Annotated in this window: 21 protein-coding genes and 7 pseudogenes; 10 read left to right on the top strand and 18 right to left on the bottom strand. The window is 38.6% G+C overall.

Features of this window, described 5'->3' with window-relative positions:
- Window positions 1-1,104: 1,104 nt before the first annotated feature.
- Window positions 1,105-2,337: a beta-ketoacyl-ACP synthase II gene (gene fabF, locus NST16_RS18270; RefSeq protein ID WP_340887857.1), complete on the bottom strand. Its 1,233-nt coding sequence runs from the start codon at window positions 2,335-2,337 to the stop codon at window positions 1,105-1,107.
- A gap of 103 nt (window positions 2,338-2,440) precedes the next feature.
- Here fabF and NST16_RS18275 point away from each other — a divergent pair, with 103 nt between their 5' ends.
- Complete coding sequence (locus NST16_RS18275) at window positions 2,441-3,277, top strand: helix-turn-helix transcriptional regulator (protein WP_010332646.1); 837 nt, start codon at window positions 2,441-2,443, stop codon at window positions 3,275-3,277.
- A gap of 148 nt (window positions 3,278-3,425) precedes the next feature.
- Here NST16_RS18275 and NST16_RS18280 read toward each other — a convergent pair whose 3' ends face one another.
- The 5 genes and pseudogenes from NST16_RS18280 to NST16_RS18300 form a co-directional block, all read right to left on the bottom strand.
- Entirely contained in the window at window positions 3,426-3,656 is a 231-nt protein-coding gene (locus NST16_RS18280) for a DUF255 domain-containing protein (protein ID WP_340887860.1), read from the bottom strand.
- 324 nt (window positions 3,657-3,980) lie between these two features.
- Window positions 3,981-4,547 (bottom strand): annotated as a pseudogene (locus tag NST16_RS18285) (dihydrofolate reductase family protein).
- A gap of 159 nt (window positions 4,548-4,706) precedes the next feature.
- Window positions 4,707-5,063, bottom strand: a pseudogene (locus NST16_RS18290) (MmcQ/YjbR family DNA-binding protein).
- A 117-nt stretch (window positions 5,064-5,180) separates the two neighbouring features.
- Window positions 5,181-5,288: pseudogene (locus tag NST16_RS18295) on the bottom strand (DUF255 domain-containing protein); the annotation flags it as partial.
- Between the two features lie 160 nt (window positions 5,289-5,448).
- Window positions 5,449-5,619 carry a hypothetical protein gene (locus tag NST16_RS18300; RefSeq protein WP_333513699.1) on the bottom strand — a complete coding sequence of 57 codons (171 nt, stop codon included), beginning with the start codon at window positions 5,617-5,619 and terminating at the stop codon, window positions 5,449-5,451.
- A gap of 381 nt (window positions 5,620-6,000) precedes the next feature.
- Here NST16_RS18300 and NST16_RS18305 point away from each other — a divergent pair, with 381 nt between their 5' ends.
- From NST16_RS18305 to NST16_RS18315, 3 genes are all read left to right on the top strand, one after another.
- Window positions 6,001-7,221, top strand: a complete 1,221-nt coding sequence (locus tag NST16_RS18305) for a sensor histidine kinase (RefSeq protein WP_168749295.1) — start codon at window positions 6,001-6,003, stop codon at window positions 7,219-7,221.
- Entirely contained in the window at window positions 7,214-7,855 is a 642-nt protein-coding gene (locus tag NST16_RS18310; RefSeq protein ID WP_010332633.1) for a response regulator, read from the top strand. The genes NST16_RS18305 and NST16_RS18310 overlap by 8 nt, the downstream gene beginning before the upstream one ends.
- A gap of 116 nt (window positions 7,856-7,971) precedes the next feature.
- Entirely contained in the window at window positions 7,972-10,146 is a 2,175-nt protein-coding gene (locus NST16_RS18315; protein ID WP_340888421.1) for an MMPL family transporter, read from the top strand.
- Window positions 10,147-10,365: 219 nt separating this feature from the next.
- Here the strand turns inward: NST16_RS18315 and NST16_RS18320 are convergent.
- Window positions 10,366-10,531 (bottom strand): annotated as a pseudogene (locus NST16_RS18320) (DUF255 domain-containing protein); the annotation flags it as partial.
- A 334-nt stretch (window positions 10,532-10,865) separates the two neighbouring features.
- On the opposite strand from NST16_RS18320, the gene NST16_RS18325 reads away from it, so the two are divergent.
- On the top strand, window positions 10,866-11,420 hold the full coding sequence (locus tag NST16_RS18325) for a hypothetical protein (RefSeq protein ID WP_010332631.1): 555 nt from the start codon (window positions 10,866-10,868) through the stop codon (window positions 11,418-11,420).
- Between the two features lie 535 nt (window positions 11,421-11,955).
- On the opposite strand, the gene NST16_RS18330 is transcribed toward NST16_RS18325, so the two are convergent.
- Both NST16_RS18330 and NST16_RS18335 read right to left on the bottom strand, forming a co-directional pair.
- Window positions 11,956-12,249: a hypothetical protein gene (locus NST16_RS18330; RefSeq protein ID WP_340887867.1), complete on the bottom strand. Its 294-nt coding sequence runs from the start codon at window positions 12,247-12,249 to the stop codon at window positions 11,956-11,958.
- A gap of 221 nt (window positions 12,250-12,470) precedes the next feature.
- Window positions 12,471-13,094, bottom strand: coding sequence for a flavin reductase family protein (locus tag NST16_RS18335; RefSeq protein WP_168749290.1), 624 nt, complete (start codon window positions 13,092-13,094; stop codon window positions 12,471-12,473).
- 88 nt (window positions 13,095-13,182) lie between these two features.
- On the opposite strand from NST16_RS18335, the gene NST16_RS18340 reads away from it, so the two are divergent.
- Entirely contained in the window at window positions 13,183-13,863 is a 681-nt protein-coding gene (locus tag NST16_RS18340; RefSeq protein WP_326227614.1) for an ArsR/SmtB family transcription factor, read from the top strand.
- 137 nt (window positions 13,864-14,000) lie between these two features.
- On the opposite strand, the gene NST16_RS18345 is transcribed toward NST16_RS18340, so the two are convergent.
- Together NST16_RS18345 and NST16_RS18350 are read right to left on the bottom strand one after the other, a co-directional pair.
- Window positions 14,001-14,393 carry a VOC family protein gene (locus NST16_RS18345; protein ID WP_340887870.1) on the bottom strand — a complete coding sequence of 131 codons (393 nt, stop codon included), beginning with the start codon at window positions 14,391-14,393 and terminating at the stop codon, window positions 14,001-14,003.
- Window positions 14,394-14,473: 80 nt separating this feature from the next.
- Window positions 14,474-15,052, bottom strand: a complete 579-nt coding sequence (locus NST16_RS18350; protein ID WP_168749286.1) for a LysE family translocator — start codon at window positions 15,050-15,052, stop codon at window positions 14,474-14,476.
- 120 nt (window positions 15,053-15,172) lie between these two features.
- Here NST16_RS18350 and NST16_RS18355 point away from each other — a divergent pair, with 120 nt between their 5' ends.
- Complete coding sequence (locus NST16_RS18355; protein ID WP_340887871.1) at window positions 15,173-16,069, top strand: LysR family transcriptional regulator; 897 nt, start codon at window positions 15,173-15,175, stop codon at window positions 16,067-16,069.
- A gap of 37 nt (window positions 16,070-16,106) precedes the next feature.
- On the opposite strand, the gene NST16_RS18360 is transcribed toward NST16_RS18355, so the two are convergent.
- The 4 genes and pseudogenes from NST16_RS18360 to NST16_RS18375 form a co-directional block, all read right to left on the bottom strand.
- Window positions 16,107-16,586 carry a DUF2798 domain-containing protein gene (locus tag NST16_RS18360; RefSeq protein WP_340887873.1) on the bottom strand — a complete coding sequence of 160 codons (480 nt, stop codon included), beginning with the start codon at window positions 16,584-16,586 and terminating at the stop codon, window positions 16,107-16,109.
- An 82-nt stretch (window positions 16,587-16,668) separates the two neighbouring features.
- The gene (locus NST16_RS18365) at window positions 16,669-17,112 is read right to left on the bottom strand and encodes a GNAT family N-acetyltransferase (RefSeq protein ID WP_340887876.1); all 444 of its coding nucleotides are present in this window, start codon (window positions 17,110-17,112) and stop codon (window positions 16,669-16,671) included.
- Window positions 17,109-17,222: pseudogene (locus NST16_RS18370) on the bottom strand (LysR family transcriptional regulator); the annotation flags it as partial. The gene NST16_RS18365 and the pseudogene NST16_RS18370, both read right to left, overlap by 4 nt.
- Window positions 17,214-17,640: pseudogene (locus tag NST16_RS18375) on the bottom strand (pentapeptide repeat-containing protein); the annotation flags it as partial. The pseudogenes NST16_RS18375 and NST16_RS18370, both read right to left, overlap by 9 nt.
- Before the next feature lie 158 nt (window positions 17,641-17,798).
- On the opposite strand from NST16_RS18375, the gene NST16_RS18380 reads away from it, so the two are divergent.
- Entirely contained in the window at window positions 17,799-18,182 is a 384-nt protein-coding gene (locus NST16_RS18380; protein ID WP_340887879.1) for a YybH family protein, read from the top strand.
- A 107-nt stretch (window positions 18,183-18,289) separates the two neighbouring features.
- Entirely contained in the window at window positions 18,290-19,084 is a 795-nt protein-coding gene (locus NST16_RS18385; protein ID WP_339191828.1) for a hypothetical protein, read from the top strand.
- A 33-nt stretch (window positions 19,085-19,117) separates the two neighbouring features.
- Here NST16_RS18385 and NST16_RS18390 read toward each other — a convergent pair.
- Together NST16_RS18390 and NST16_RS18395 are read right to left on the bottom strand one after the other, a co-directional pair.
- Window positions 19,118-19,345: pseudogene (locus NST16_RS18390) on the bottom strand (MerR family transcriptional regulator); the annotation flags it as partial.
- Window positions 19,346-19,394: 49 nt separating this feature from the next.
- Window positions 19,395-20,705 carry an MFS transporter gene (locus NST16_RS18395; protein WP_168749532.1) on the bottom strand — a complete coding sequence of 437 codons (1,311 nt, stop codon included), beginning with the start codon at window positions 20,703-20,705 and terminating at the stop codon, window positions 19,395-19,397.
- Between the two features lie 436 nt (window positions 20,706-21,141).
- Between NST16_RS18395 and NST16_RS18400 the strand changes: the two genes are divergently transcribed.
- Window positions 21,142-21,591, top strand: a complete 450-nt coding sequence (locus NST16_RS18400; RefSeq protein ID WP_010332615.1) for a DUF6376 family protein — start codon at window positions 21,142-21,144, stop codon at window positions 21,589-21,591.
- Between the two features lie 33 nt (window positions 21,592-21,624).
- On the opposite strand, the gene NST16_RS18405 is transcribed toward NST16_RS18400, so the two are convergent.
- The gene (locus tag NST16_RS18405; RefSeq protein WP_340887882.1) at window positions 21,625-22,554 is read right to left on the bottom strand and encodes a manganese-dependent inorganic pyrophosphatase; all 930 of its coding nucleotides are present in this window, start codon (window positions 22,552-22,554) and stop codon (window positions 21,625-21,627) included.
- Between the last annotated feature and the right edge of the window lie 55 nt (window positions 22,555-22,609).

Consider the following 22,609-nt stretch of genomic DNA (forward strand, 5'->3'; position numbering starts at 1 on the left):
AGCATGGGTTTCGCTACGGCCGATTGAGGGGAAAACAAGACGTAAGTGGCAAGTTCTTCTCCCATCTGCATGTCAGAACATAAAAAAGACTCACAAGTTAGAGGATTTGGTGGAAATTAACATACTAACATAAATACAGTAACTGATATAAATAGACTCTCATATAATTTAAAGACGACAATTTAGATATAGATTTAGCGATCAATCTCATATTTAGACTACAAGGTATATTATCAAAGGATAACCTAGACTGGTAATATAGATAATATTATAAAAAAATAATTATAATGAGTAAAGACAACGATACGTTGTCTTTTTTTGCTTAGATAATATCCCTAAAAAACCATTTTATAGAATTGGTTTGTGAAAGTAAATAAGTTGGATCTCTGAATGATGTATTGGTTATTCTAATAAACCTGCCACCAATGCCGAGTTGAATAGCCTATAATTTCACTTTAAATACAAGTATTACAAAATAAAAAATAGAGCTCTATCCTAAGTTCACTTGTTTTTTTTAACTGGGAATATATAAGTCAAAACTAAAAAAACAATAATACAAATTATAAATTGAATAACTCTGTCTATAAACCAATAGTTAGTAAAGTTAATTTCATTTGTCACCTGAATGACAGCAAAAACTGCAAATAAAATTAGTATGAATTTAAATGACTCTTTGTTCAAATTAATCAACACTTTCTTTAGAGAATTGCATATACAACACCTTGTGCAATATATCCAATAGAACTAGCAACTGCATGCCAAACATACTTATCAAGATAGTCTGTTACTGTATCATGTACTTCATCTAATGGACCCATTTTCCTCTAAGCCTGTACCTGCGTCATTTTTCATTTGAGAAAAAACAGTCCCTTTAACTTCAAAACTTTGATTATTTAGCTCTAGTTTGTCTGTAGTTAAAGCGCTGGCAAAAGGTGCTACAACTCCCAATGATATCGTTTTTTTAAGTATTCTCTTTCCTCTATTTAATATACCAGAAGTTAAGGCTCGTCATCATTTGTCTGTGAGGTATTCCATAATGAAAATCAAGGGCTATAAACCCTTGATAGATTCATTATTTCACTTTTGAACTATAAAGATGGGTCTTCAATCGTAATGCTTTAACACAATTGCTGAATTATGTCCTCCAAAACCAAAAGAATTTGATAGCCCATATTTCAATGGAAGGTGTCTCGCTTCTGATACAACATCTAAGTCGCAATCTGGATCTTGCTTCTCTACATTAATAGTTGGTGGAATAATTCCTCGTCTCAAACTTTCCACTAAAGCAATTGCTTCTACTCCGCCAGCAGCACCAAGCATGTGCCCAGTCATTGACTTGTTTGCAGTTGTTGGAATGTCACGTGAATGTTCACCAAATAATCTCTTAATAGCTAGAACTTCTGAACGATCACCTACTTGTGTACTTGTTGCATGAGCACTAATAACATCAATTTCACCTGTTGATATATTTGCACTTCTCAATGCTTTTTTCATGGCTAAGTAGGCACCCTTACCTTCTGGGTGTGATGCTACCATATGATGAGCATCTGAACTAGCTCCGTACCCCACTACTTCACATAATATCGGCGCATCTCTGAGAATAGCGTTTTCTAATGATTCTAATACTAAGATACCTGCGCCTTCACTCATAACAAAGCCATCTCTATCTGTATCGAACGGACGGCTGGCTCGACTTGGATTTTGGTTTCTTGTAGATAGTGCATGGGCGTTTCCAAAACTAGCCAAAGATATCTGTGTGATTGCAGCTTCTGCTCCACCGGCAAATATAATATCTGCTTCATCATTTCGGATAGCATTGAAAGCTTCACCAATAGAGGTATTCCCGATTGAACAGGCTGTGACTGGTGATAATGATGGTCCTTGTGCTCCTAATCTTATGCTTATTTGGGCCGCAGCTGCATTTGAAATCATCATTGGTACAAGGCTGGGGCTTACTCTCGCGGGACCTCGTTTATTTAATACATTCACATTATCAACAAGTGATTGTATGCCTCCGATACCTGAACCAACATATACCCCTAAACGTTCAAGATCAACATGATCTAACTGTAATTGTGAATGTTCTAATGCTTGTTCGGCTGCTGCTAAGGCAAACTGACTAAAACGATCTAATCGTTTTGCTTCTTTTCTCCCCAATATTTCATCTGCATCGAAATCACGAACGATTCCGGCTATCTTTGTTTTATAATCAGCAGTATCAAAAGAATCAATGAGAGATATTCCCGAGTGTCCTTTAATTAGTTGATTCCAAAAGCTGTTTACATCATTTCCTAGTGGAGAAATAACTCCCATTCCAGTAATGACAACTCTTTTCATGATCATTCCCTCCTCGTTTTTATTAACTTTAGCTATTGTGTTATCCTATTACAAGTTGTTGTTTATCCTAGTATAATTAATACTATTTTAAAGGGAGATCTTAATGAAACCTGAAACAAGACTTCAAGCTTTATCAGAATTTCTAAAGAACCAACGTTCGAAAATCACTCCCCAAATGGTTGGTTTACCTGTAGGAACCCGCAGAAGAACACCAGGACTAAGAAGAGAAGAAGTGGCTCAACTAGCCGGTGTAAGTCTTACTTGGTATACATGGTTAGAACAAGGCAGAGATATAAAAGTATCTACTTCGGTATTAGATGCTATTTCTCGAGCATTACAATTAAATAACGATGAAAGGAGATATTTGTATGCTCTAGCGTTAGAGGAAGGAGTGAAACAACCCTTTATAAATGAGAAGGAGAAGGAAATCAGTCCAGCTTTAGTAAAAATGTTGCAGGAACTTCGTTATTGCCCAACGATTATATCAGATAGAAGAAGTCAGATTGTTGGGTGGAATCAAGCAGCAGCTAATGTATTTTTGGATTTTGAACAAATCAACCCGGCAGAAAGGAATATAATACGCTTACTATTCGCAAGAAAGGAATTTAAAAGTTTAGCAGTGAATTGGGAGCATTTTGTTAGAGGTTATATTGCAATATTTAGAACGTATTATGGACAGTATGTGGCTGATGACTGGTATGAGCAATTTATACAAGAAATGGAACAGGCATATCCTGAGTTTCGTAAAATTTGGAATGAAAATGAGATAAGCTCTGCTCCTGAAGTATTAATTGAGTTTCGTCATGCTAAGGTAGGTAAAATGTTGTTTAATCTTACTTCATTACAAGTGCATGGGGATACTGATTTAAGATGCAGCGTCTATACCCCAGTTGAGGATACTGAAACTGAACTTAAGTTAAAACGTTTAATTGAAGGCTAGCTATGATAAATTACTGATGTGCATAAATGACAATGTTCTTTTGAATAGCCAAGGTTATCGTTTGGAGAGTAGAAGTTATTCAAGTAATACTTTCTTTACTTTGTTTAGACTGTAAATAAAAAAACAACAACTGGTATATAGTTCCCATTCATTTTTGTATTTGGGTGAAGTTGTTGTGTACATTTAATATAAAAAAGATCCTATGCCACCAATGGCAAGTCGAATAACCGATGCTGACCAGAACCGGCTTGTTTTCACGTTTTGCTTTTTCGAAGGCTTCTTCTCCCCACGGGAACCAGTCCACAGGGTTGTGAGCATGTTGAAGGAGATATGGTGACTTCTCAGCGATTAATCTATTGGGTTTACTGTTAGTGGGCATGGGATCACCTTCTTTCTTTTGTTTTAATTACATTTCGGCTACCACAATAATTATAAATAAATACAAAGCTTAGCCGATTTACTTAAAAGAGGGAGAAGGAAAATAATATAATGTTTAATTATGTTAATGAAGGAAGACACCGTCCTTTTCAGTTTTCTTTTCTTTTATTACAGGAGAATGGATATTTTTAGCTCTGTTAAATTTGATGTTGATAATTCCAATAGTATTAAGGGGAACCCATTATTTATGGACGCCTCTTTAGTTCAATAAGAAAAATTACTGTCGAGTGTTACCTAACAATATATACTTTGGACTGAAAGGTTTTTAGCCATTCCAATGATAAACGATTTGCACAACGCCAGAGGAAAATGTTCTTGTATTCAGCATTTTTAAATTTATCCTCTGTTTTAAATCAATAAACAACGGTTTTCCTTCTCCCAAAACAACAGGGTGAATAGATAATCTAAATTCATCAACAAGCCCCAAATTTATAAAAGTTGTAATGAGACTCGCTCCACCATATAGCCAGATGTCTTTACCAGGCTTTTTCTTTAATTTATTTACTTCTTCAAGAATATTATCATTTATAAATATTGCTTGATTATCAATCTCATGTTGTGTTCTGGAAAAAACATATTTCTTTTTACTATGAACCAATTTCCAAATTTCCTTTTCCGTATCAGGGTCTTCTTACTTGGGGATATACTGTCCCCATAAATCGTAGCTTTTTCTACCATATAAAATAGTATCAATTTGATTTAAGAAATCAGTAAAACCCATATCAGGGTCCATAATACACCAATCAACTTCTCCATTTTTCCCTTCAATAAAACCATCTAGAGTAACTGCTAAATCTAAAATTATTCTTCTCTGTTTTAAGTTATTTGTCATAACTATTCATCCTTTTACATAAGAAGTTGGTAGAAATTCTTCTTCCATTCACACACCAGATGGATTAAGTTGCGTTTGTGGCCAGAGTGAAGAACAATATCCTAAAATGAAAGTGCCCACTACTCTTTGCAGCTCGATTAGCAGGAACACTCTTTATCTTCACTTGGTTAAATGGAAGCTCTGTTCGATTAAGTTATAGATTTCGCTTTCTGGATCTGTCCGTTCTAAAACAATTGAAATCCAATGTTCCTTATCCATATGATATCCGGGTAAGATATTTTCCCCATTTCTTAAGCCATCACTTATGTCAGGGGGGCATTTTAAATTCAGAATATCTATTTCGCCATGTCCTTCCAAGCCTAATTTTTCTGGGAGAACATTCATGATAAGACCGTACCATTATTTGTTTGATGTATGTCTCAAAGAAGCATAGTTTGGGTATTTCTTCCACGGATAATCAGGCGATGAACCGTACTTTTCTTTGACGTGTTTAAAGATATCTTCTCTTGTTAACATACTTCAATCATCCCTCCAACTACTTACGGTTAATTTCTTCTCTCTAATGTCACTTTTGAAAAAATCACGGGATTTGTAGTCTACAATCCTTGGCTTGTCTATTTGGTTACTTTAATAGACATGGCACCAATGACAAGTCGGATAACTGATGCTGACCAGAACCGGCTTGTTTTCGCGTTTTGCTTTTTCAAATGCTTTCTTTCTTCACCAAGGGAACCAATCAATAATTATTTCATAAAGTGCGGACTGCAAAATTACTTGTTTGGTTATTCTAACGAAAATGGCACTCTTGAAGGTAAATGTGTTTGAGTTTGAAATGTTATTTTAACATTATGTCCAAACCTTTTCATCGTTTTCAATAACTCTGTAATCACAATCTATATCTTTATTTTTTGGAAAGAAGCTGCTTTGAACAAAAGTAAGGATAGCCAAAGATGATGAGTGGAGCTGCTAATGCAAGTAGTAACCAAGAACCTGATTGAGTGTCTTTGATGACTCCTATGAATATACAAGTACCGATGAGAAGGTACAATAAAACACCAAAAAACCAATACATACCTTGTTCCTCTTTTCCCTATAGGGTTTCTTTATTCTTTAATGGGTCATTTTGTAGAGCCCTTCTGCTTTACTTCTTTTAGGATTTTGGACCGTTTTTCAAATGTTTTTTCAGCTCTGATTCATATATTTTAACTTTTAAATTGAATATAGAAAACGTACATAAGGGCATATCCTTATGTACGTTGAGGCAATTCTACTTTTGTTCATCTTTCATACTAGATAAGTCCGCATCTTGTTGGGTTTTCCTTCTTGCCTTGCTGGGTGATAAATGAAATGTCTGACGGCTCTTATGATAAGATGACAAATATGACCGGATTGTCCCTATTTTTATTGTGAATCCTTTGTGATTATACTGTCAAAGGAAAGGAAGTGATGCAATATGTTTCGAAGAAAACCTTTTGATAAAAACTACGTTTCACGAGATAGGCGGGCATTAAATATGCTTGCTCTCAGAGTACCAGGCTTAGCTTTTATTCTCATGATCTATATAGCCTCTATCGTGCTGCAGTTTGTTTCTGGGAGCTGGTCTATTTTATTGCTTCATGTGTTTACAATATTAATCGCTATTTTTACTCTGCTGCATTGGCACTCATATCGATGGGTTAAGAATAAGGTCATTCTATATTTTGTACTGCAAGGTTTGATTACTTATGCACTTGCTAATGTCATGACGGGCTTCTTAATGCTGGTCATCATTGGCCTTTATGCATTTTTGATTGGGCAGATTATAGGAATGGCAGATAGAAGAAGAGCGTTCCTCATTGTATATCTATTACTTCTGATATCAGCCAATGCGATATATCAGATTCACAAAGGCGAGTTTTTGCATTTTCTTGTTATCGCTGTACCTATCATGGTTGTCATTATCACTTATGCTGCAACATTTTTTGCGCAAGTTGATGAAAAAATAAAAGCGCAGCTGACTCTTGAAAGGCTGGAGCTTGCTCATCAACAAGTAGAACAGCTGACGTTGCAAAACGAAAGACAGCGTATGGCTCGGGATTTACATGACACCCTTGCACAAGGATTGGTTAGTTTAAATATGCAGTTGGATGCTATTAATGTTCATATATCGAAAGGTAACACAGATAGGGCAAAAGAAATCATTCAACAATCTATGAATAGAGTGAAAAGCACATTAGCTGATGCACGTTCAGCTATTGACAATCTTCGCAGCAAATCAGAAGAAATCGGTTCTTTAAAAGAAAGAATTACCTTACAAATGGATCATTTTAAAGATGCAACAGGTCTGTCTTGTTTTTTAGACTACAGATTAACTCAATTGCCTGATGTTCGTACTGCTGAAAATTGTTATTACATCATAGGAGAATGTCTTACAAATGCAGCAAAACATGCTGAAGCAGAATCCATATGGGTATCAGTTTGGGATGAGAAAGAAAACATCCATTTAACCGTCAGAGACAATGGAAAAGGATTTGATGTTGAAAGAGGCAGGAAAAAGAGAGGTCATTATGGACTTCTTGGTATACAAGAACGCGTCAGAGCAATGAAAGGCCAATTCGATATAAAGAGTACAAAAACAATAGGCACACAAATCGAGATAATCTTGTCAAATCAGGGAGAGATTGAAGATGAATAAGGTTTTAATCGTTGATGATCATCTGGTTGTGAGAGAAGGTCTCAAGCTGTTAATTGAGACGAATGATAACTACACAATAATCGGAGAGGCGGAAAATGGAAAAAAGGCGGTCCATCTTACAGATGAATTAAAGCCAGATATCATTCTTATGGATTTATACATGCCAAAAATGAGTGGGTTAGAAGCGATTAAACAAATAAAAGAAAAACACAACATACCCATTATTATTTTGACTACTTATAATGAAGATCACTTGATGATTGAGGGAATTGAATTAGGGGCGAAAGGATATCTGTTGAAGGATACGAGCTCAGAAACCCTATTTCATACAATGGATGCAGCATTAAGAGGAGAAGTGCTGCTGCAGCCTGATATTCTTAAACGTTTTCAAGAAATTCAATTTGAAAGAATGAAGAAACCAAGCAGCGATACTCAGTTAACGGAAAAGGAAATAGTTGTTCTAAAGGCGATTGCAAAAGGTCTCAAAAGCAAAGCGATAGCCTTTGATTTAGGAATCTCAGAGAGAACTGTGAAGTCAAGACTAACGTCCATTTATAATAAATTGGGAGCGGATTCTAGAACGGAAGCAGTTACAATTGCCATGCAGAGAGGTATTTTAACTTTAGATTTATAACACAGGTTATTTAAAAGTTGCCCAAACGTACATGCCCGCATGTACGTTTTTTTCATTTCCTTATGAACTACAATTAGGGGGAATGTTATCAAGCAATGTGTTGAAAGGAGATTATGATGTCAAGAATGTTATATAAATTAGGCGGGTGGGTCGCTCGCCATCGCATTAAAGTACTATGTGCGTGGATCGTTGTGTTGATTGCAGCGATAGGGGCAGCCGGCATATTAAAACCTAGTTTTTCTGAGGATATGTCAATACCAGACACGCCTTCGGAAAAAGCAATGAAGGTGATCAATAAAGAATTTCCTCATGGTCCTGATAAAGGGAGCATACGGGTCATATTCGGTGCTAACGATGGGGAGAAACTTACTGCAAAATCAGCAAAAAAAGCAATAGAGAATACATTAAAGGAAATGAATAAAGACGATTCCATTGATTCGATTGCAAGTCCTTTTCATGCAGGAACGATCGCAAAAGATGGGACAGTGGCTTATGCTGATATCAAATACAAATCATCAGCAGATGATATAAAAGATTACTCTATAAAACATGTGAAAGATAGTTTGTCCATTGCTGATGATGAAGGATTACAAACGGAGTTAAGCGGAGATATACCAGGAGCCGAGATGGAGATTGGCGGTGTATCAGAAATAGTCGGTATTGTCTTGGCTTTTGTTGTTCTAGCTATTACATTTGGATCTTTATTAATAGCCGGCTTACCGATTTTAACTGCACTTATTGGTTTAGGTGTAAGCATTGGGCTGACTTTGATTGGAACACAAGTGTTTGATATTGCCTCCGTCAGTCTTTCATTAGCCGGAATGATTGGCCTTGCAGTTGGTATTGATTATGCTTTGTTTATTTTTTCGAAACACCGCCAGTTTTTAGGAGAAGGTATACAAAAAAATGAATCAATTGCGAGAGCTACGGGAACAGCTGGGAGTGCTGTCGTTTTTGCCGGACTTACAGTTATTGTCGCACTTTGCGGATTGACTGTCGTTAATATTCCTTTTATGTCTGCAATGGGGCTAACAGCAGGGCTCAGTGTGCTCATGGCTGTTTTAGCGTCAATTACATTAGTGCCTGCCGTCTTATCAATAGCAGGGAAACGCATGATTCCGAAAGCAAACAAGAAAAAAGAAATACAAAGCGCTGAAACAAATTTCTGGGGACGCTTTGTCACAAAGAACCCTATTCTTCTAAGTGTATTTAGTATTCTCATCTTGCTAGTCATTAGTATCCCATCTATGCATTTGGAGCTAGGTTTACCTGATGCAGGAATGAAAGCTAAGGATAATCCCGAGCGCCGGGCTTATGACTCGCTTGCCGAAGGTTTTGGAGAAGGGTTTAATGGCAAATTAACGATAGTGGCGGATGCCACAAGTGTTCCAGAAAATAAAACTGAAGCATTCGCAGATGCAGTAAAAGAAATTAAGGATTTAGACCATGTAGCAAGTGTTACTTCTGCAATGCCTAATGCAAAAGGCGATTTTGCTATTATTACGGTTGTTCCTACAACAGGTCCAAACGATAAAGCTACTAAGGATTTGGTACAAGATGTGCGCAGCTTAGCAGATCAAAACGGGGTAGATTTGCTCGTAACTGGATCCACGGCAGTGAATATAGATATTTCAGATCGCCTTAATGATGCAATACCAGTATTTGCTTTACTCATTGTTGGTTTTGCGTTTATATTGCTGACAATCGTATTCCGTTCGCTGCTAGTACCTCTTGTTGCTGTAGCAGGTTTCATATTAACAATGACAGCAACTCTTGGGATTTGTGTATTTGTGTTACAGGATGGAAACTTAATTGACTTGTTCAATATACCTGAAAAAGGGCCGATACTCGCGTTTTTGCCTATTTTAACGATTGGTATTCTTTTTGGCTTAGCGATGGATTATCAAGTATTCCTTGTAAGCAGAATGCGTGAAGAATATGTAAAAACAAAGAATCCAGTACAAGCGATTCAAGCTGGATTAAAACACAGTGGACCTGTTGTCACCGCAGCCGGACTAATCATGATATTCGTCTTTGCAGGGTTTATCTTTGCTGGTGAAGCTTCTATCAAAGCAAATGGATTAGCTCTTTCCTTTGGTGTATTATTTGACGCATTTATTGTAAGAATGACACTCATTCCAAGTATTATGAAGTTGATGGGGAATGCAGCTTGGTATTTACCAAAGTGGTTAGACAAAATCATTCCGAATGTAGATATAGAGGGTCATCAACTAAAAAAGGAGATACAGCCCGAGATAGAGAATGAACAAAAACACCGAATCAGTATGTAGCAATATAGGCTCGCTCTAATAACATGTAAGGATGTAACTCCCTTTTTTTAAAGCAATATAACTAATGGCAAAGTATTAGAGGTTAAAGGTTATAGGCAATAATTAACAAAAGAAGGATATTTAGAATGTGAGAGAAAAAAATCCTTTATTTAAGAGTGGACTGAAAGGTCTACTCTTTTTTCATTCGTCATCTGAATAAGAAATGGTTATTCAAATAGAATGCCAACAATGACAAGTCGAATAACCGATGCTGACCAGAGCCGGCTTGTTTTCACGTTTTGCTTTTTCGAAGGCTTCTTCTCATCAGGGGTACCAGTCTACAGGGTTGTGCGCGTACTGGAGTAAGTATGGAGACTAATCTGTTGGGTTTATTGTTAGTGGATATGGGATCACCTTCTTTCTAAGTTTCTTATTCATTAATGCAACACGTGTAGTGAAATGAATTTGTCTCTTTAGCCTATTTATCTGAGGTTTAAAGAACTGAATCTGAAAAAACTCGTCGGCTTTTTAAGCTTTATTGTCTTGATTTTTCTTATATAAATCTGCTACTTGCTTGGTCTTGTTTTTTAACTCCGCAGCCAATTACCCTATTCTTCCTTAAATGTAATGTAGTACGATATGAGCGTAAGGATAAATGTGTAGCTATACGAACTTGGCATTAAATACAGGTTATTTCAGAGGTCGCTTTTTGAAGTTATTTTCATTAGGAGAGATGAAGTATGTTATATCTAATTGGTGGTTCTTCAAGGAGTGGGAAGACAACTACAGCAAAGAGAATGTTAGCAGAAACAAAAATTCCTTATTTCTCGTTAGACTACTTAATGATGGGAATTGCAAATGGAGTACCAGAAATGGACATTAATCCGACTGATGGTGATTTTAAAAATGGACAACGACTCTGGAAAATAATTAATCCTTTGATGACGGCTATGGTTGAGAACAAAATAGATTACATAATAGAAGGTGTACAATTAATCCCTAGTCACGTTTCACAGTTTGAGCAATACTATTTAGGGAATGTTAAGACCTGTTTTATAGGAATAGCAGAAATAAACATAGAAAATAACATAGATAAAATGAAATTTCACTCCAGTATGACAGAAAATGACGGATTGAGAAATCTAGATCATTTTCAGATCAAATCAGAATTAGAGAGGATAAAAACAGATAGTATTCGAATAAAAGAGGAATGCCAAAAATATAATCTTCAATACTTCGAAAGCTCTTTAAATTTTAATGAAACTATAGAAACAATAATAGCTTATCTCACTTAACTATGGGATGTAGTAAAGTAAATTGACTGCATGTGGAAAGGTTAGCGTGTTATTTTTAAAAAAGAGCTCAATGAGAGCTCTTTTTTTAAAACGAAATTCACTTTTTCTTTTTTTCGGGAACCATTAAAGTAATGACTAAAAAAACAACTATACAAATTAAAAACTGAATAAGTCTATTTAGAAACCAATAGTTAGTAAAGTCAATTTCATTTGTAACCTGGATGGTAGCATAAACTGTAAATAAAATCAGTATGAATTTTAATGTTTCTCTGTTCAAATCAATCAACACTTTCTACAATATATCCAAATTTAATGGTAAGCACATGCTAAATGTACGTTATCAAGATAGTCTTTCACTGAAAATGTTATCTAGTATTCGAATAAGTGGTAGATCTTATCTAAATTGCAACAATGAGAAAAGTTGTTATTAGGCTCAGAACCATTAAAATTTGAAACTATCACCCGACAAACAACTATTAGAAAAAGACAGATCAAAACCAAACTTACACGGTATTTTCATTTAACGTAACCGTTACTACTCTTGAGATAAATAATTGAAATCCGTTTCTTTACATTCAGGGAGTTCTTTTTCAATTTTTAAGATGGACAATAACTCTTGAACATATTCACGTATAGCGAGCATATCAAATGGGAAATTGAAATCAAATTCCTCTGTAACAGCTAAAGTGTCCATTACATATGAACAATTATGTTTCATACCCAATAGATCATCATTAAAACGTAGCACATCTTGATATGATGAATCAGGTAGCTCAAAGTGAGAAATCAAATAAACATTAATTTTGTTACCTTCTTCAGAGTCTGGCAATCTTTCATCAACGTATAATAAAAAAGCACATCTCTCATCATCGTTTCATTCTACCTGAAAGAATTCAAAATCTCTTAATCTCAATAAACGTTTAAATCTCGTATGTAAAGTTCTCATTTTCAATATCTCCGTTTTTATCTTTAAGCTGTTACTAACGATTTCCATTGAAACAGAGAAGGGGTATAATACGCAATTTCCCATTAAAAAAGCTTTATTTTGAGTCATGTTTCCGAACGAAAGGTCTTTCCTATTTCTTTTCCTAAACCAAAATAGTGTCTGAAATTATAAATAAGTGGACTCCATTTTGAAGGGTCAATGTGGTTGTCGTTCAATATGATCTTTTCCTCGGCATGGAAATGTAAAGCTTGTGTTTCCACAATCGCAAATGATGGTTCGTAATCTGGTATCCGAATATGCTTCACTTCTGCTTCTATTTGGATAGGGCATTCTTTAATTCGTGTTGGTGCTACTGTCATTGATGGTAAAGGTGTTAACCCTGCCGCTTCGTATTTCTCTTTTTTGTACGTAAACCCGAGCTGTTTCTTCAAAGGCGGGATATTCTTTTTTCCGCTAAAAGACGAAATTTTTTCAACATTTTTCCATAAATCCGGGCTGGGCAAATTAATGACACATTCTTTGTGACTACTTAAATTTTCAATCGCTTTTCCTCCTAAGCCTACTCCCAGAACAATATAGTTTCCAAGCGCCCATGAGGAAGACATCGGACTGATATTGGTGGTTCCATCTTCATTCAAAGTGGAAAGAAGGAATGTGGACGTGCCATAGTACATAATGTTTGGTTTGATTTCTTTAAAATGGAGAGTGTCTTGTTTTTCACTGTTCAACGATTATGCCTCCTAATCATTATTTATTCATATTGTAAAGGTTTAACATTTCAACTATCATCGAAATATGAATGTAAGGAGGAGAATGATGAATCCTAATATTGCAAAGGTTGCTTCGTTACTATCTGACCCCACGCGTTCTTCTATTCTTTTGAGCCTTATGGATGGAAGAATACACCCTGCTGGAGAGCTTGCATATTTCGCTAAAATCAAGCCTCAAACTGCCAGCTTCCACCTGCATAAATTACTTGAAGCACAGCTCATCAGTGTAGAGAAGCATGGCAGACATCGGTATTATAAATTGGCAAACGCCGATGCTGCAAAAGTGATAGAACAATTGCTTAGTATTTCGCCTGATTCAAAAGTGAAGTCTTTCAATGATTCAAAAGAAAAAAGTGATTTACACTATGCCCGTACCTGTTATGATCATCTGGCCGGTTATATCGGCGTGCAAGTGACACATTCATTAGTCGAGCAAGGCTTCTTACGAAAAGTGGATTTACAATATGAGGTGACTTCAGAAGGCTCTTTATTTTTAAAAGATTTTGGAGTCGACGAAGAAAAACAAAGAAATAAGAGGAGAGCTTTTGCGCTTTGCTGTTTAGATTGGAGCGAGCGACAGCATCATTTAGCGGGAGCTTTGGGACATGCATTATTAGACAGGATGCTAGAACAACAATGGATTGTGCGTATGCCTAAAACTAGAGCTATTAAGGTTACACAAAGCGGAAAAGCTGCATTTGAGAAATACTTTAAGTTGAGTATCTAAGATTTGAATAGAAAATGTCACCGTTGAAGGGCTCAAACAATAAAAACATGAGCAACCCACTTATTTTTTTGAAGACATATAAAAAGCAGGGTTTGAAACCTGCTTTTCCCCATGCAAATCAATTTTACATATGTCTACTAGATATGTTCCCTCTCTACATACTCTGATATTTCGATGAGGTTCTGATCGGGATCTCGAATATAAACAGAGATAATCGGGCCAAGGGCGCCAGTTCTTTTAACAGGTCCTTCCTCAACCATCACGTTGTTTTTTCTTAGATGTTCGATTAAGGAATGAAACGGTTGATCAGTGATAAAACACAAATCCGCAGATCCCGGTAATGGATGCTGTGCCTTAGGTTCGAATTCATGACCGGCCTCATGCAAGTTGATTTTTTGATTGCCACAACGCAATGCTTTTCTCCCTGAGCCAAACGTTTCTTCCTGCATCCCCAAAACAGATGTGTAGAAGCGGAGTGTCTCCTGAATGCTTTTCACCGTTAAAACCAAATGATCAAGTCGTTTTATCATTCATCATCCCTCCCCAAAGTAAACCATTCCACTAAACGATTATTAATCCGCCTAGCTGCTTTCGTATCAGATGAGACCAACTAAAGAAAGATACTTACCGCAGAATAAATAAGCAGCAAACACATGATGACTCGAAAGGCCTTATCGTGTTTTTCAAAAAGCTTTTTAAAAACAGAGCCGAACCCTGACCATAGCAACAGGGCGAACCAGCCCAGAAAGATGGCCAATGAGAGATAAAAAATAATTGATGTCATGGAATGCTGAAACGGCAGTATAAAAGCACTCATTAATGTTAAGAAGAACAAAATGCTTTTCATATTGATGATCTGGAAGATGAAACCGGATAAAAAAGAAGAGTGCGTATCCTCGGAATCCTTCTTTGAGCCTTTGGCGAAACCGATCTGCCAGGCCAAATAGAGCAAATAGACTGCACCAGCTATTTTGAAGTAGGGCTCAACAAGAGGAATCCAATTGTACAAACCTATTGTAAATATACCGCTGAGAATTCCGAGCGCTGCAAAACCTGATAAGATGCCGCTATTGAAACGCCACGAACCTATAAAGCCAAACCTTCGCGCTTCGTTCATCATTAGGATGTTACTTGGGCCAGGCGTAATGGATGTCAAAATCACATACGAAAGAAAAGCTATGATACTCATTGAATCACCTTCATTTGCTAAGTCATATTGGGCAGTTTTTATTGTATGATAGTGATATCTATAAATAAAATTGAAATATAAAAAAGCATTATCATTTTTTTCGATAGAAGGGGAAAACGTATGGAGATCAGACATCTTGTCACGTTCCAGGCCATTGTAGAAATGGGAAGTTACACGGGAGCTGCTGCTAAGCTGGGTTATACGCAATCCACGATCACCACTCATATCCAAGCGCTTGAGCAGGAAATCGGCGGGGCTTTATTTTCGTATGAAAAAAGAAATCTAAAGCTGACTCATTTAGGCAGAGAGTTAATCCCTTTGGCAGAAGATTTACTTTCTGCCCACGACCAGATCAAGAATATGAAGAGTGTCCATGAAATCAAGGGAGTATTAAAGGTAGCCGCACCTGAGTCTTTAACCATTTCCAGACTAGGGCCGATCATAAGGGAATTTTCACTGACATATCCTCATGTGAAAATCATCTTAAGCAACGGGACATGCGGACAAAATCAGGTGGATGTATTAAGCGGACGGGTCGATATCGCGTTAATGGTCTATCCGGAAATTAATATTGAAAAATGCATTCATCACACGTTAACCGAGGAGAAGATGGTCCTTGTGGGCAGTCATGACGGACCGGACCATTTTGATGACTATAAACAAGAAAATAGCAGTCATTTCTTTATTACAAATGAAGAGGGTTGCAGTTATCGGACCATGTTTGAAACATATCTAGTGAAGCATGACATTCGCAGCTTTCAAACAATGGAGTTGTGGAGTATCGAGGCGATTAAACAAACGGTCATGAGCGGACTTGGATTTTCTGTACTGCCTTATGTGACAGTGAAAGAAGAAGTGGAGGCGGGTAAGCTGAAAATCCTTCATCATGCTGAAAGCTTTGAGCCGCTTTACTCTCATATGCTAATCAAAAAGAAAAAATGGCAGCTGCCCGCCGCAGAGGCGTTTGCGGAGCTTGTTTTACATTCATTCGTGAGGCGGAGTGCTGAAAATCAATGAGAAAAGGGAGTGAGTGTTACGCTCACTCCTTTTTTATTTAAACGGCAGCTGCGAGCTTTGGTTTTACAAATTTCATAAAAATCCCTCTGACTAATGGACCCATAATCAGCAATTGCAAGGGGTAGGCTAAAATAAAGTTTTTCAGAACGATCATAAGGTACGCACTGAATAGGCTGTTCTCGTTAAGTCCATTCGATAAAGTTGTCGTGATTAATCCGAAAACAGACATACAAAGTACCATACCAACCACCATACAAGTCGACATGGCAAGGACGACATATAATTTCTTAGACTTGTCGAACGGCAGTTTGAATGTCATTTTTCTTGCGAGCGGTCCGACTAACAGTAAATCTAACAGTAACGCTACAATGAATCCTATGATCATCTCAAAAGCTGTAACCCATGAAAAATCATGTATGGCTCCGTTGATCACTGCATTATAAATCGACATGACGCAGACCATCCCAAAGCACATCATCACGCCAAAGATAAGGCCTTCTTTTTTATTTGCTGGCATACAATCAATCCTTCTCTCCATAATCGGTGATTAGTATACCAATGAATCACACATGCTCATAAGTGACAAATTTGTGAACAATTTATTGTCCGGAAACGTCTCCTTTTGTCATCAGCACATGCGGAATGCCATCCAATATAAATTCTTCTGATGCTGTCTGATAGCCGAGCTTTTCATAAAAGCCTGCTGCCTGTGTCTGACCGTAAAGTTTACATGTATTAATCCTTTTTTCTTTCACAATACGCTCTAACTCATCGCCAATCACTTTCCCCAATCCAAATTTGCGATAGGGCTTCAGAATACAGATTCTTTCCAGTTTCCCCGCGTGATCAACGATACGCACACGCGCTGTGCCAACCGGCTGATGTTCATGGTAAACCAGAATATGCTGGCAATCTCCATGGAGTGTATCGAACTCATCGAACTCATCGGAAACTGGACAGCCTTGTTCCTCAACAAATACTGTCTTTCTGATGGCAAACGCTGTATGTAAATCATGTTCTGTCGTTATTCTCTTCACATTCATGATTGATCCTCCTCTTTATCAGAAAAATGGCTGATGACATACTGTTTAAAGGTCTCTGCCACTGGGGATAAAAATCTGCCTTCTATCCAGGCGATTCCTATGACGCGCTCGAAATAAGCCCGTAACTCACGATGAATCGGCTTGGCTGCCTCTATAGAAAGAGCTTCATGTAAATACCAAAGCATCTCATGCAGCTGCTGCATAATTGGAAAAACGTCAAACATCTCTTTCGCGGATTCCGTGTTGTTTCGCCAATCCTTTCCCTCATAAATAATTTGGGATACCTTTTGACCGGCGCCAAAGCATTCATAAGCTGACCAGCCTCGAAATCCTTTTTCTCTAAGAGCTTCATGTATGGCGCATTGATAGTTTGATTGTAAATCGCGGCAAGGCGTTCCGCTATCTTTATCAAAAGCAAAATCGGCCGATTTCGCATAAGGCGGCAACACAGCACAAGCCAAAACAATGTTGGCAATCCGCGCTTATCTCATGCTGTCTATTGTCATGTAATGTGAATTCCACAGACAATATCGTTCACCCCTTCACTCGGGAACTTTGTAAAATATAGGTTTTATTCGTGCTGTTTGCATTATATAGGAAATAGGTATACTTTTCATTTTGTTTTCGGTATTAACTGCTCAAACAATGTATAATATATCCAATCGCGATGATGGGGAGGGAACCTTTTGGAACAGCAAATAAAAGAGATCATTGCTGCTTGTGATGCGGCAATCCGGAACGAAGATTTTGATACGCTGATGAATTACTATACAGAGGATGCCATTTTAGTTGTGAAGCCTGGCAGGATCGCACGCGGTAAAGAAGAAATCAAAAAAGCGTTTATTGCGATCGCAAATTATTTCAATCATCATCTTGTCCCGACACAAGGGAAAATGGTCATTTTGGAAGCAGGCGACACTGCACTGGTCCTTTCTCAAACGCTGCTTGATTCGGATAAAAAGGATTCCGAGTATGCGATGGAAAGAAGGGCGACCTATGTGTTTAAGAAGAATATGCAAGGTGAGTGGCTTTGCGCAATTGATAATTCATATGGTACGGATTTAATGTAGTTTATAGTGCTTAGACATTCTGAAACAAGACGGGCTGCATGTGATCTGCTGTGTCCTTTTCCTGCATATCATGATTCATGAAGGTGAATAGGAAAGGGTGAATTCAATTGAATCCATACAACAGCAGAATGGCACCTTATTGGGTTTATCATGGTGGAGAATCAACGCTTTACCAGTATCCATATGGATATAGGCAGCCCGTTTTCTCGCGCGCTATTATTACTTCAGCGCGGGGTGATGTGACGGGAGATGGAGTCGCTGATGAAGTCTTCCTTACTGGCAATCAAACGTCAGGCAGTCCGCTATGGAGAAATATCACTTTGGTGATACGTGACGGCAAGACACATCAGGAACGGCAAATTCAGCTTCATAACAATATCGGGTACAATCCTTCACTATTTCTGGCTGATGTGACAGGCAATAAAACGGAAGATGTGGCTGTTGTAATTGATACCGGGGGAAGTGGAGGCTCTATATATGCGTATGTGTTTGCTTATATGAACCGGCAGTTCAGGCAGATTTTCAATTCTGATTCGTTTAATGATGAATTCAAGTACAGTGTGAGCTATCAAAATCAATATAAAGCGAGCGTGATCAGTCAACGCCAGCATGACCAATATATACTGGATCTTACTTACAAAGGCAGAGACTATTTGAATGAGATCTATACGAATCAGGGTGTTTTAAAAGCGCCGATAGAAGGCTGGGTGAATCCTTTATCCGGCTTGTATCCGGTTGATTTCAACAGAGACGGCGTATACGAATTGCTGGCGTATCAGCGGATCGCCGGAAGGTATAACGCCGACTCATTGGGATATGTTCAAACCGTATTGAAATGGAACGGGCGGAATTTCGGCGTTGACCGGCAGAATGTATCGATTGTTGGCGGTGCCGCAACTTGAGCAGAGAGAATGCGTTAGTGGCAAAGACTCACGCTACAGGTGTTCTGCAACGACGGTCAGATAATAAGATAAACCGGTTTGCTGCTCTTCTAACATTCCTCGATGAAAATCATCCTGCATAAAAAATCGCGTTTGTTTTACGTAATCTTCTTTGCTTGTGGGATGTCCGTTTTGATTCAGGAACGTAATATGATTCATGACATGCTCTTGTACGGCAGGGGCATGATACGTCACACCGCTTCTTAAAAAATCAGGCTGGCGGCTCTTTTTTTATGATCAAAGAAAAAGAGTGCTTTCACACAAGCACTCTTTACTCCAACTTAATTCTTTTCACATCCCCTAACACAAACACGTAAAAAATCAGTCCGAGCAGCAATACAAAACCTGCAACCAGAAAGCTGAGCGTAAAGGAACCTGTCACATCAAACAAATATCCCGTGAGTGAAGCGGCAATTATGCCTCCGAATAGGTTATTTGCCAGGTTTACCATGGAACTCAGCATGGAAACGGAGCCAATCGGGGCCAGTTCTGCGGAGATGGACCAGCCGACCGGAGCCGTTGCAGAAACGCCGGCGAGGCCGATTGAAATGCAGATAATCGCAACGGTTATATTATTGGTCAGAATGGAGCCCAAAAAGAAAAAGCCGAAGCTCATCCCTACAATAATTACGGTTCGATACACCTTGGTGTTGGAATAGCCTTTCTTGATAAGATAATCGACGAGCCAGCCGCCGACCACAATGCCGGAAATGGTAGAGATCAGCCACGGCACGGCGGTGAATAAACCGGATGACATGAGATCCATTCCGTATGTATGCTTAAAGAAAGTCGGAAGCCATGTAAGCAGCAGGTTGAATGTATAGCCGTACCCTGTAAATCCGATCATTAAGCCCCATACTTTACGATTAGTGAAAAGCTTCTTTAAAAGCGGACCCGTTTTGTAAGGGATTTGTTCTGTTGTGATTGTATTGTGTTTCTGAATATAGTTTAATTCGCTTTTGGAAATGCGTTTGTGCCGTTCGGGCTGCTCATAGTATTGCCAGAAAAAGATGGTAAACAGCACATTGATGCATCCGATCGTTAAAAAGGCGACCCGCCAGTCAAATGTTGTGACGAGAAAGGCGACCAGCGGCGCACCGATCACGTTTGAAAATTTGGCGGCTGAATCAAACAGCGAGTTCGCCAGACCCCGTTCGCTTGGGGGAAACCATAGAGCGGTTGCTTTGGAAGCGGCGGGGAACGCCGATGCGCTCGTCAGCCCAATGAGAAATCGGAACACATATAAGAGCAGTTTTCCTTGTAAAAAAGCGAGAATGATCGTTAAAAAGCTCCAAACCGTCATTCCGATTCTAGTGACCCAGGCCACGCCAAACCTGTCCAATAAACTTCCGACAGGCAGCTGCATCAGTGTATACGAATAGGTGTAAATCGAAAACACAATGCCGAGTTCAGTTGCTGTGAGGTGAAACGAATCTTGTATCGCCGGGGCAGCTACAGAAATGGCCACTCGATCAAAATAATTAAGAATGATAATGCCGCTCAGTAACGAAGATATGTACCACCTGGTATGCCCGGGCCGTTTCACGCGCTCTTGACTCATGATGAAAACCTCCTCTGTTATAGCATGATCTCCGGATGTAAATACCATTCAAATTTTAAATACCACACCTATCTTTTATGTAAACGAACAGCAGGAATTTGACTGGAAAAGCCTATTGCTTTAGAATGAAAGTAATAAAAATGAACACTCCAAAGGGGAGTAGCTTTCACAGTAAAGTCGTCATTACGGGACTAGGTGTCCTCGGCTTTGCTGGCAATTTGATTGTTAGCGAGACCTTTGCCAAATCTGATTTGGTGAAGGTCTTTTTGTTTCTGAACTTCACCAAATCGGTGGAGTTTTTTCATTTTTATCAAAAAAGGGAGAGGAGATTCACTATGTCTAAGCTGAAGAAATGGCTGAAACGTGAATTGGTGAAGAAGGGGCTGCCATTAGCGAAAGAGAAATTGATTCCGATCTTGAAAGAAAAAATGAAGAAGAAACGATAAGGGGGCAAACAATGAAGAAAATGGTTCTGACGGTTTTGGCCGGCGTGGGTCTTTTAGGGGCAGGCGGATGCGGAATACTGGATCAGGTGAATGACGGTCTGGATTATACAAATGAAGCGTCAGCTTATGTGGAAAAGGTGAAGACGTTTGCAGAGGAAGCGCCTGCATTGGCTGAGGAAGCTGTAAATGACACTGAGGCGAAAGAAAAACTAGAGACACAGCTTGAGTCTATTCAAAAGGCAGCGGCTGATTTTAATGAATTAACACCGCCTGATGCCGCAGCGGAGCTTCACAGCACCCTACAGGAGCATAACGACACATTGCAAAAAAGTGCGGAAGACGTCTTGCAGCAAGTGGAAGAAGGAAAGGTATCGCTTGAGGAATTGGAGCAATCCGAATTGGTCCAAAACGCTAAGCAAATTACTGATGTGATGGGGCAAATTGAAAAGCTTGGCGAATAAGAAAAAGCATCCCGTGAGCGGGATGCTTTTTTATTATTCTGCAATCGCGTCTGTTAACACAGGAACGACTTGTTTTTTACGAGAAACAACGCCTTTAAGAAGGGCTGTGTTGTTTTCTAATGTGACGTTGAATGCTTTTTCCACTTTGTTCGCTTCGTTACCGATTGCAAGTGCAAGTGAATCGTTTTCTAAGATGTCTGTGATGACAAGAAGGAACAGATCAAGGTTCTTCTCAGCCACAACTTTAGAAATCACTGCTTCTAACTCAGCTTGGCGTTTTCTCACATCTTCAATATCCACTGTGTTGACTTGTGCGATTTCGACTTTTTTGCTGCCGAGTGTGAATTCTTTTGCATCAAGAGAAATCAGCTCTTCAACTGTTTTTTTGCTTAGGTCAGCGCCTGCTTTCAGCATGTTTAAGCCGTATTCTTCAGCATCTACGCCAGCGATTTCCGCAAGTTCTTTTGCTGCCGCTACGTCTTGGTCCGTGCAAGTTGGAGATTTGAATAACAGAGAGTCAGAAATGATAGCAGACAGCATAAGGCCGGCAATTTCTTTCTCGATTGTTACGTTATTTTCTTTGTACATTTTGTTTAAGATTGTAGCTGTACAGCCGACGGGCTCAGCACGATAGTAAAGCGGCTCAGCTGTTTCGAAGTTTGCGATTCTGTGGTGGTCGATGACTTCAAGAACTTGAACGTCTTCAATATCCTTGATGCTTTGCTGGCGTTCGTTGTGGTCAACAAGGATAACGCCGTTCACTTCGTTTGCAGCTGTTTCTACAAGACGAGGGCTTTCTTGTTTGAAGTAATCAAGTGCATATTGTGTTTCGCCGTTGACTTGTCCAAGTCTGACAGGCTCAGCGTTGAAACCGAGTTTGTTTTTTAAATCAGCGTAAGCAATAGCAGAGCAGATCGTATCTGTGTCTGGATTTTGGTGTCCGAAAATAAGTATTTTTTCCATGATAACTCCTTATCCTTTTTTAAGTAGTGTAAACATTCTTTTTATAGTTTAACAC

This window comes from Bacillus sp. FSL K6-1005 (assembly GCF_038000225.1).
Lineage (GTDB): Bacteria > Bacillota > Bacilli > Bacillales > Bacillaceae > Bacillus > Bacillus mojavensis.

Bases quoted from the DNA above. Each gene is read 5' to 3' on its own strand.
- NST16_RS18310 (WP_010332633.1), top strand. From the start codon at position 7,214: ATGAATAAGGTTTTAATCGTTGATGATCATCTGGTTGTGAGAGAAGGT.
- NST16_RS18355 (WP_340887871.1), top strand. From the start codon at position 15,173: ATGGAGATCAGACATCTTGTCACGTTCCAGGCCATTGTAGAAATGGGA.
- NST16_RS18305 (WP_168749295.1), top strand. From the start codon at position 6,001: ATGTTTCGAAGAAAACCTTTTGATAAAAACTACGTTTCACGAGATAGG.
- NST16_RS18405 (WP_340887882.1), bottom strand. From the start codon at position 22,554: ATGGAAAAAATACTTATTTTCGGACACCAAAATCCAGACACAGATACG.
- NST16_RS18340 (WP_326227614.1), top strand. From the start codon at position 13,183: ATGAATCCTAATATTGCAAAGGTTGCTTCGTTACTATCTGACCCCACG.
- NST16_RS18300 (WP_333513699.1), bottom strand. From the start codon at position 5,619: ATGTATTGGTTTTTTGGTGTTTTATTGTACCTTCTCATCGGTACTTGT.
- NST16_RS18345 (WP_340887870.1), bottom strand. From the start codon at position 14,393: ATGATAAAACGACTTGATCATTTGGTTTTAACGGTGAAAAGCATTCAG.
- NST16_RS18360 (WP_340887873.1), bottom strand. From the start codon at position 16,586: ATGCCAGCAAATAAAAAAGAAGGCCTTATCTTTGGCGTGATGATGTGC.
- NST16_RS18280 (WP_340887860.1), bottom strand. From the start codon at position 3,656: ATGCCCACTAACAGTAAACCCAATAGATTAATCGCTGAGAAGTCACCA.
- NST16_RS18365 (WP_340887876.1), bottom strand. From the start codon at position 17,112: ATGAATGTGAAGAGAATAACGACAGAACATGATTTACATACAGCGTTT.
- NST16_RS18275 (WP_010332646.1), top strand. From the start codon at position 2,441: ATGAAACCTGAAACAAGACTTCAAGCTTTATCAGAATTTCTAAAGAAC.
- NST16_RS18350 (WP_168749286.1), bottom strand. From the start codon at position 15,052: ATGAGTATCATAGCTTTTCTTTCGTATGTGATTTTGACATCCATTACG.
- NST16_RS18400 (WP_010332615.1), top strand. From the start codon at position 21,142: ATGAAGAAAATGGTTCTGACGGTTTTGGCCGGCGTGGGTCTTTTAGGG.
- NST16_RS18325 (WP_010332631.1), top strand. From the start codon at position 10,866: ATGTTATATCTAATTGGTGGTTCTTCAAGGAGTGGGAAGACAACTACA.
- NST16_RS18315 (WP_340888421.1), top strand. From the start codon at position 7,972: ATGTCAAGAATGTTATATAAATTAGGCGGGTGGGTCGCTCGCCATCGC.
- fabF (WP_340887857.1), bottom strand. From the start codon at position 2,337: ATGAAAAGAGTTGTCATTACTGGAATGGGAGTTATTTCTCCACTAGGA.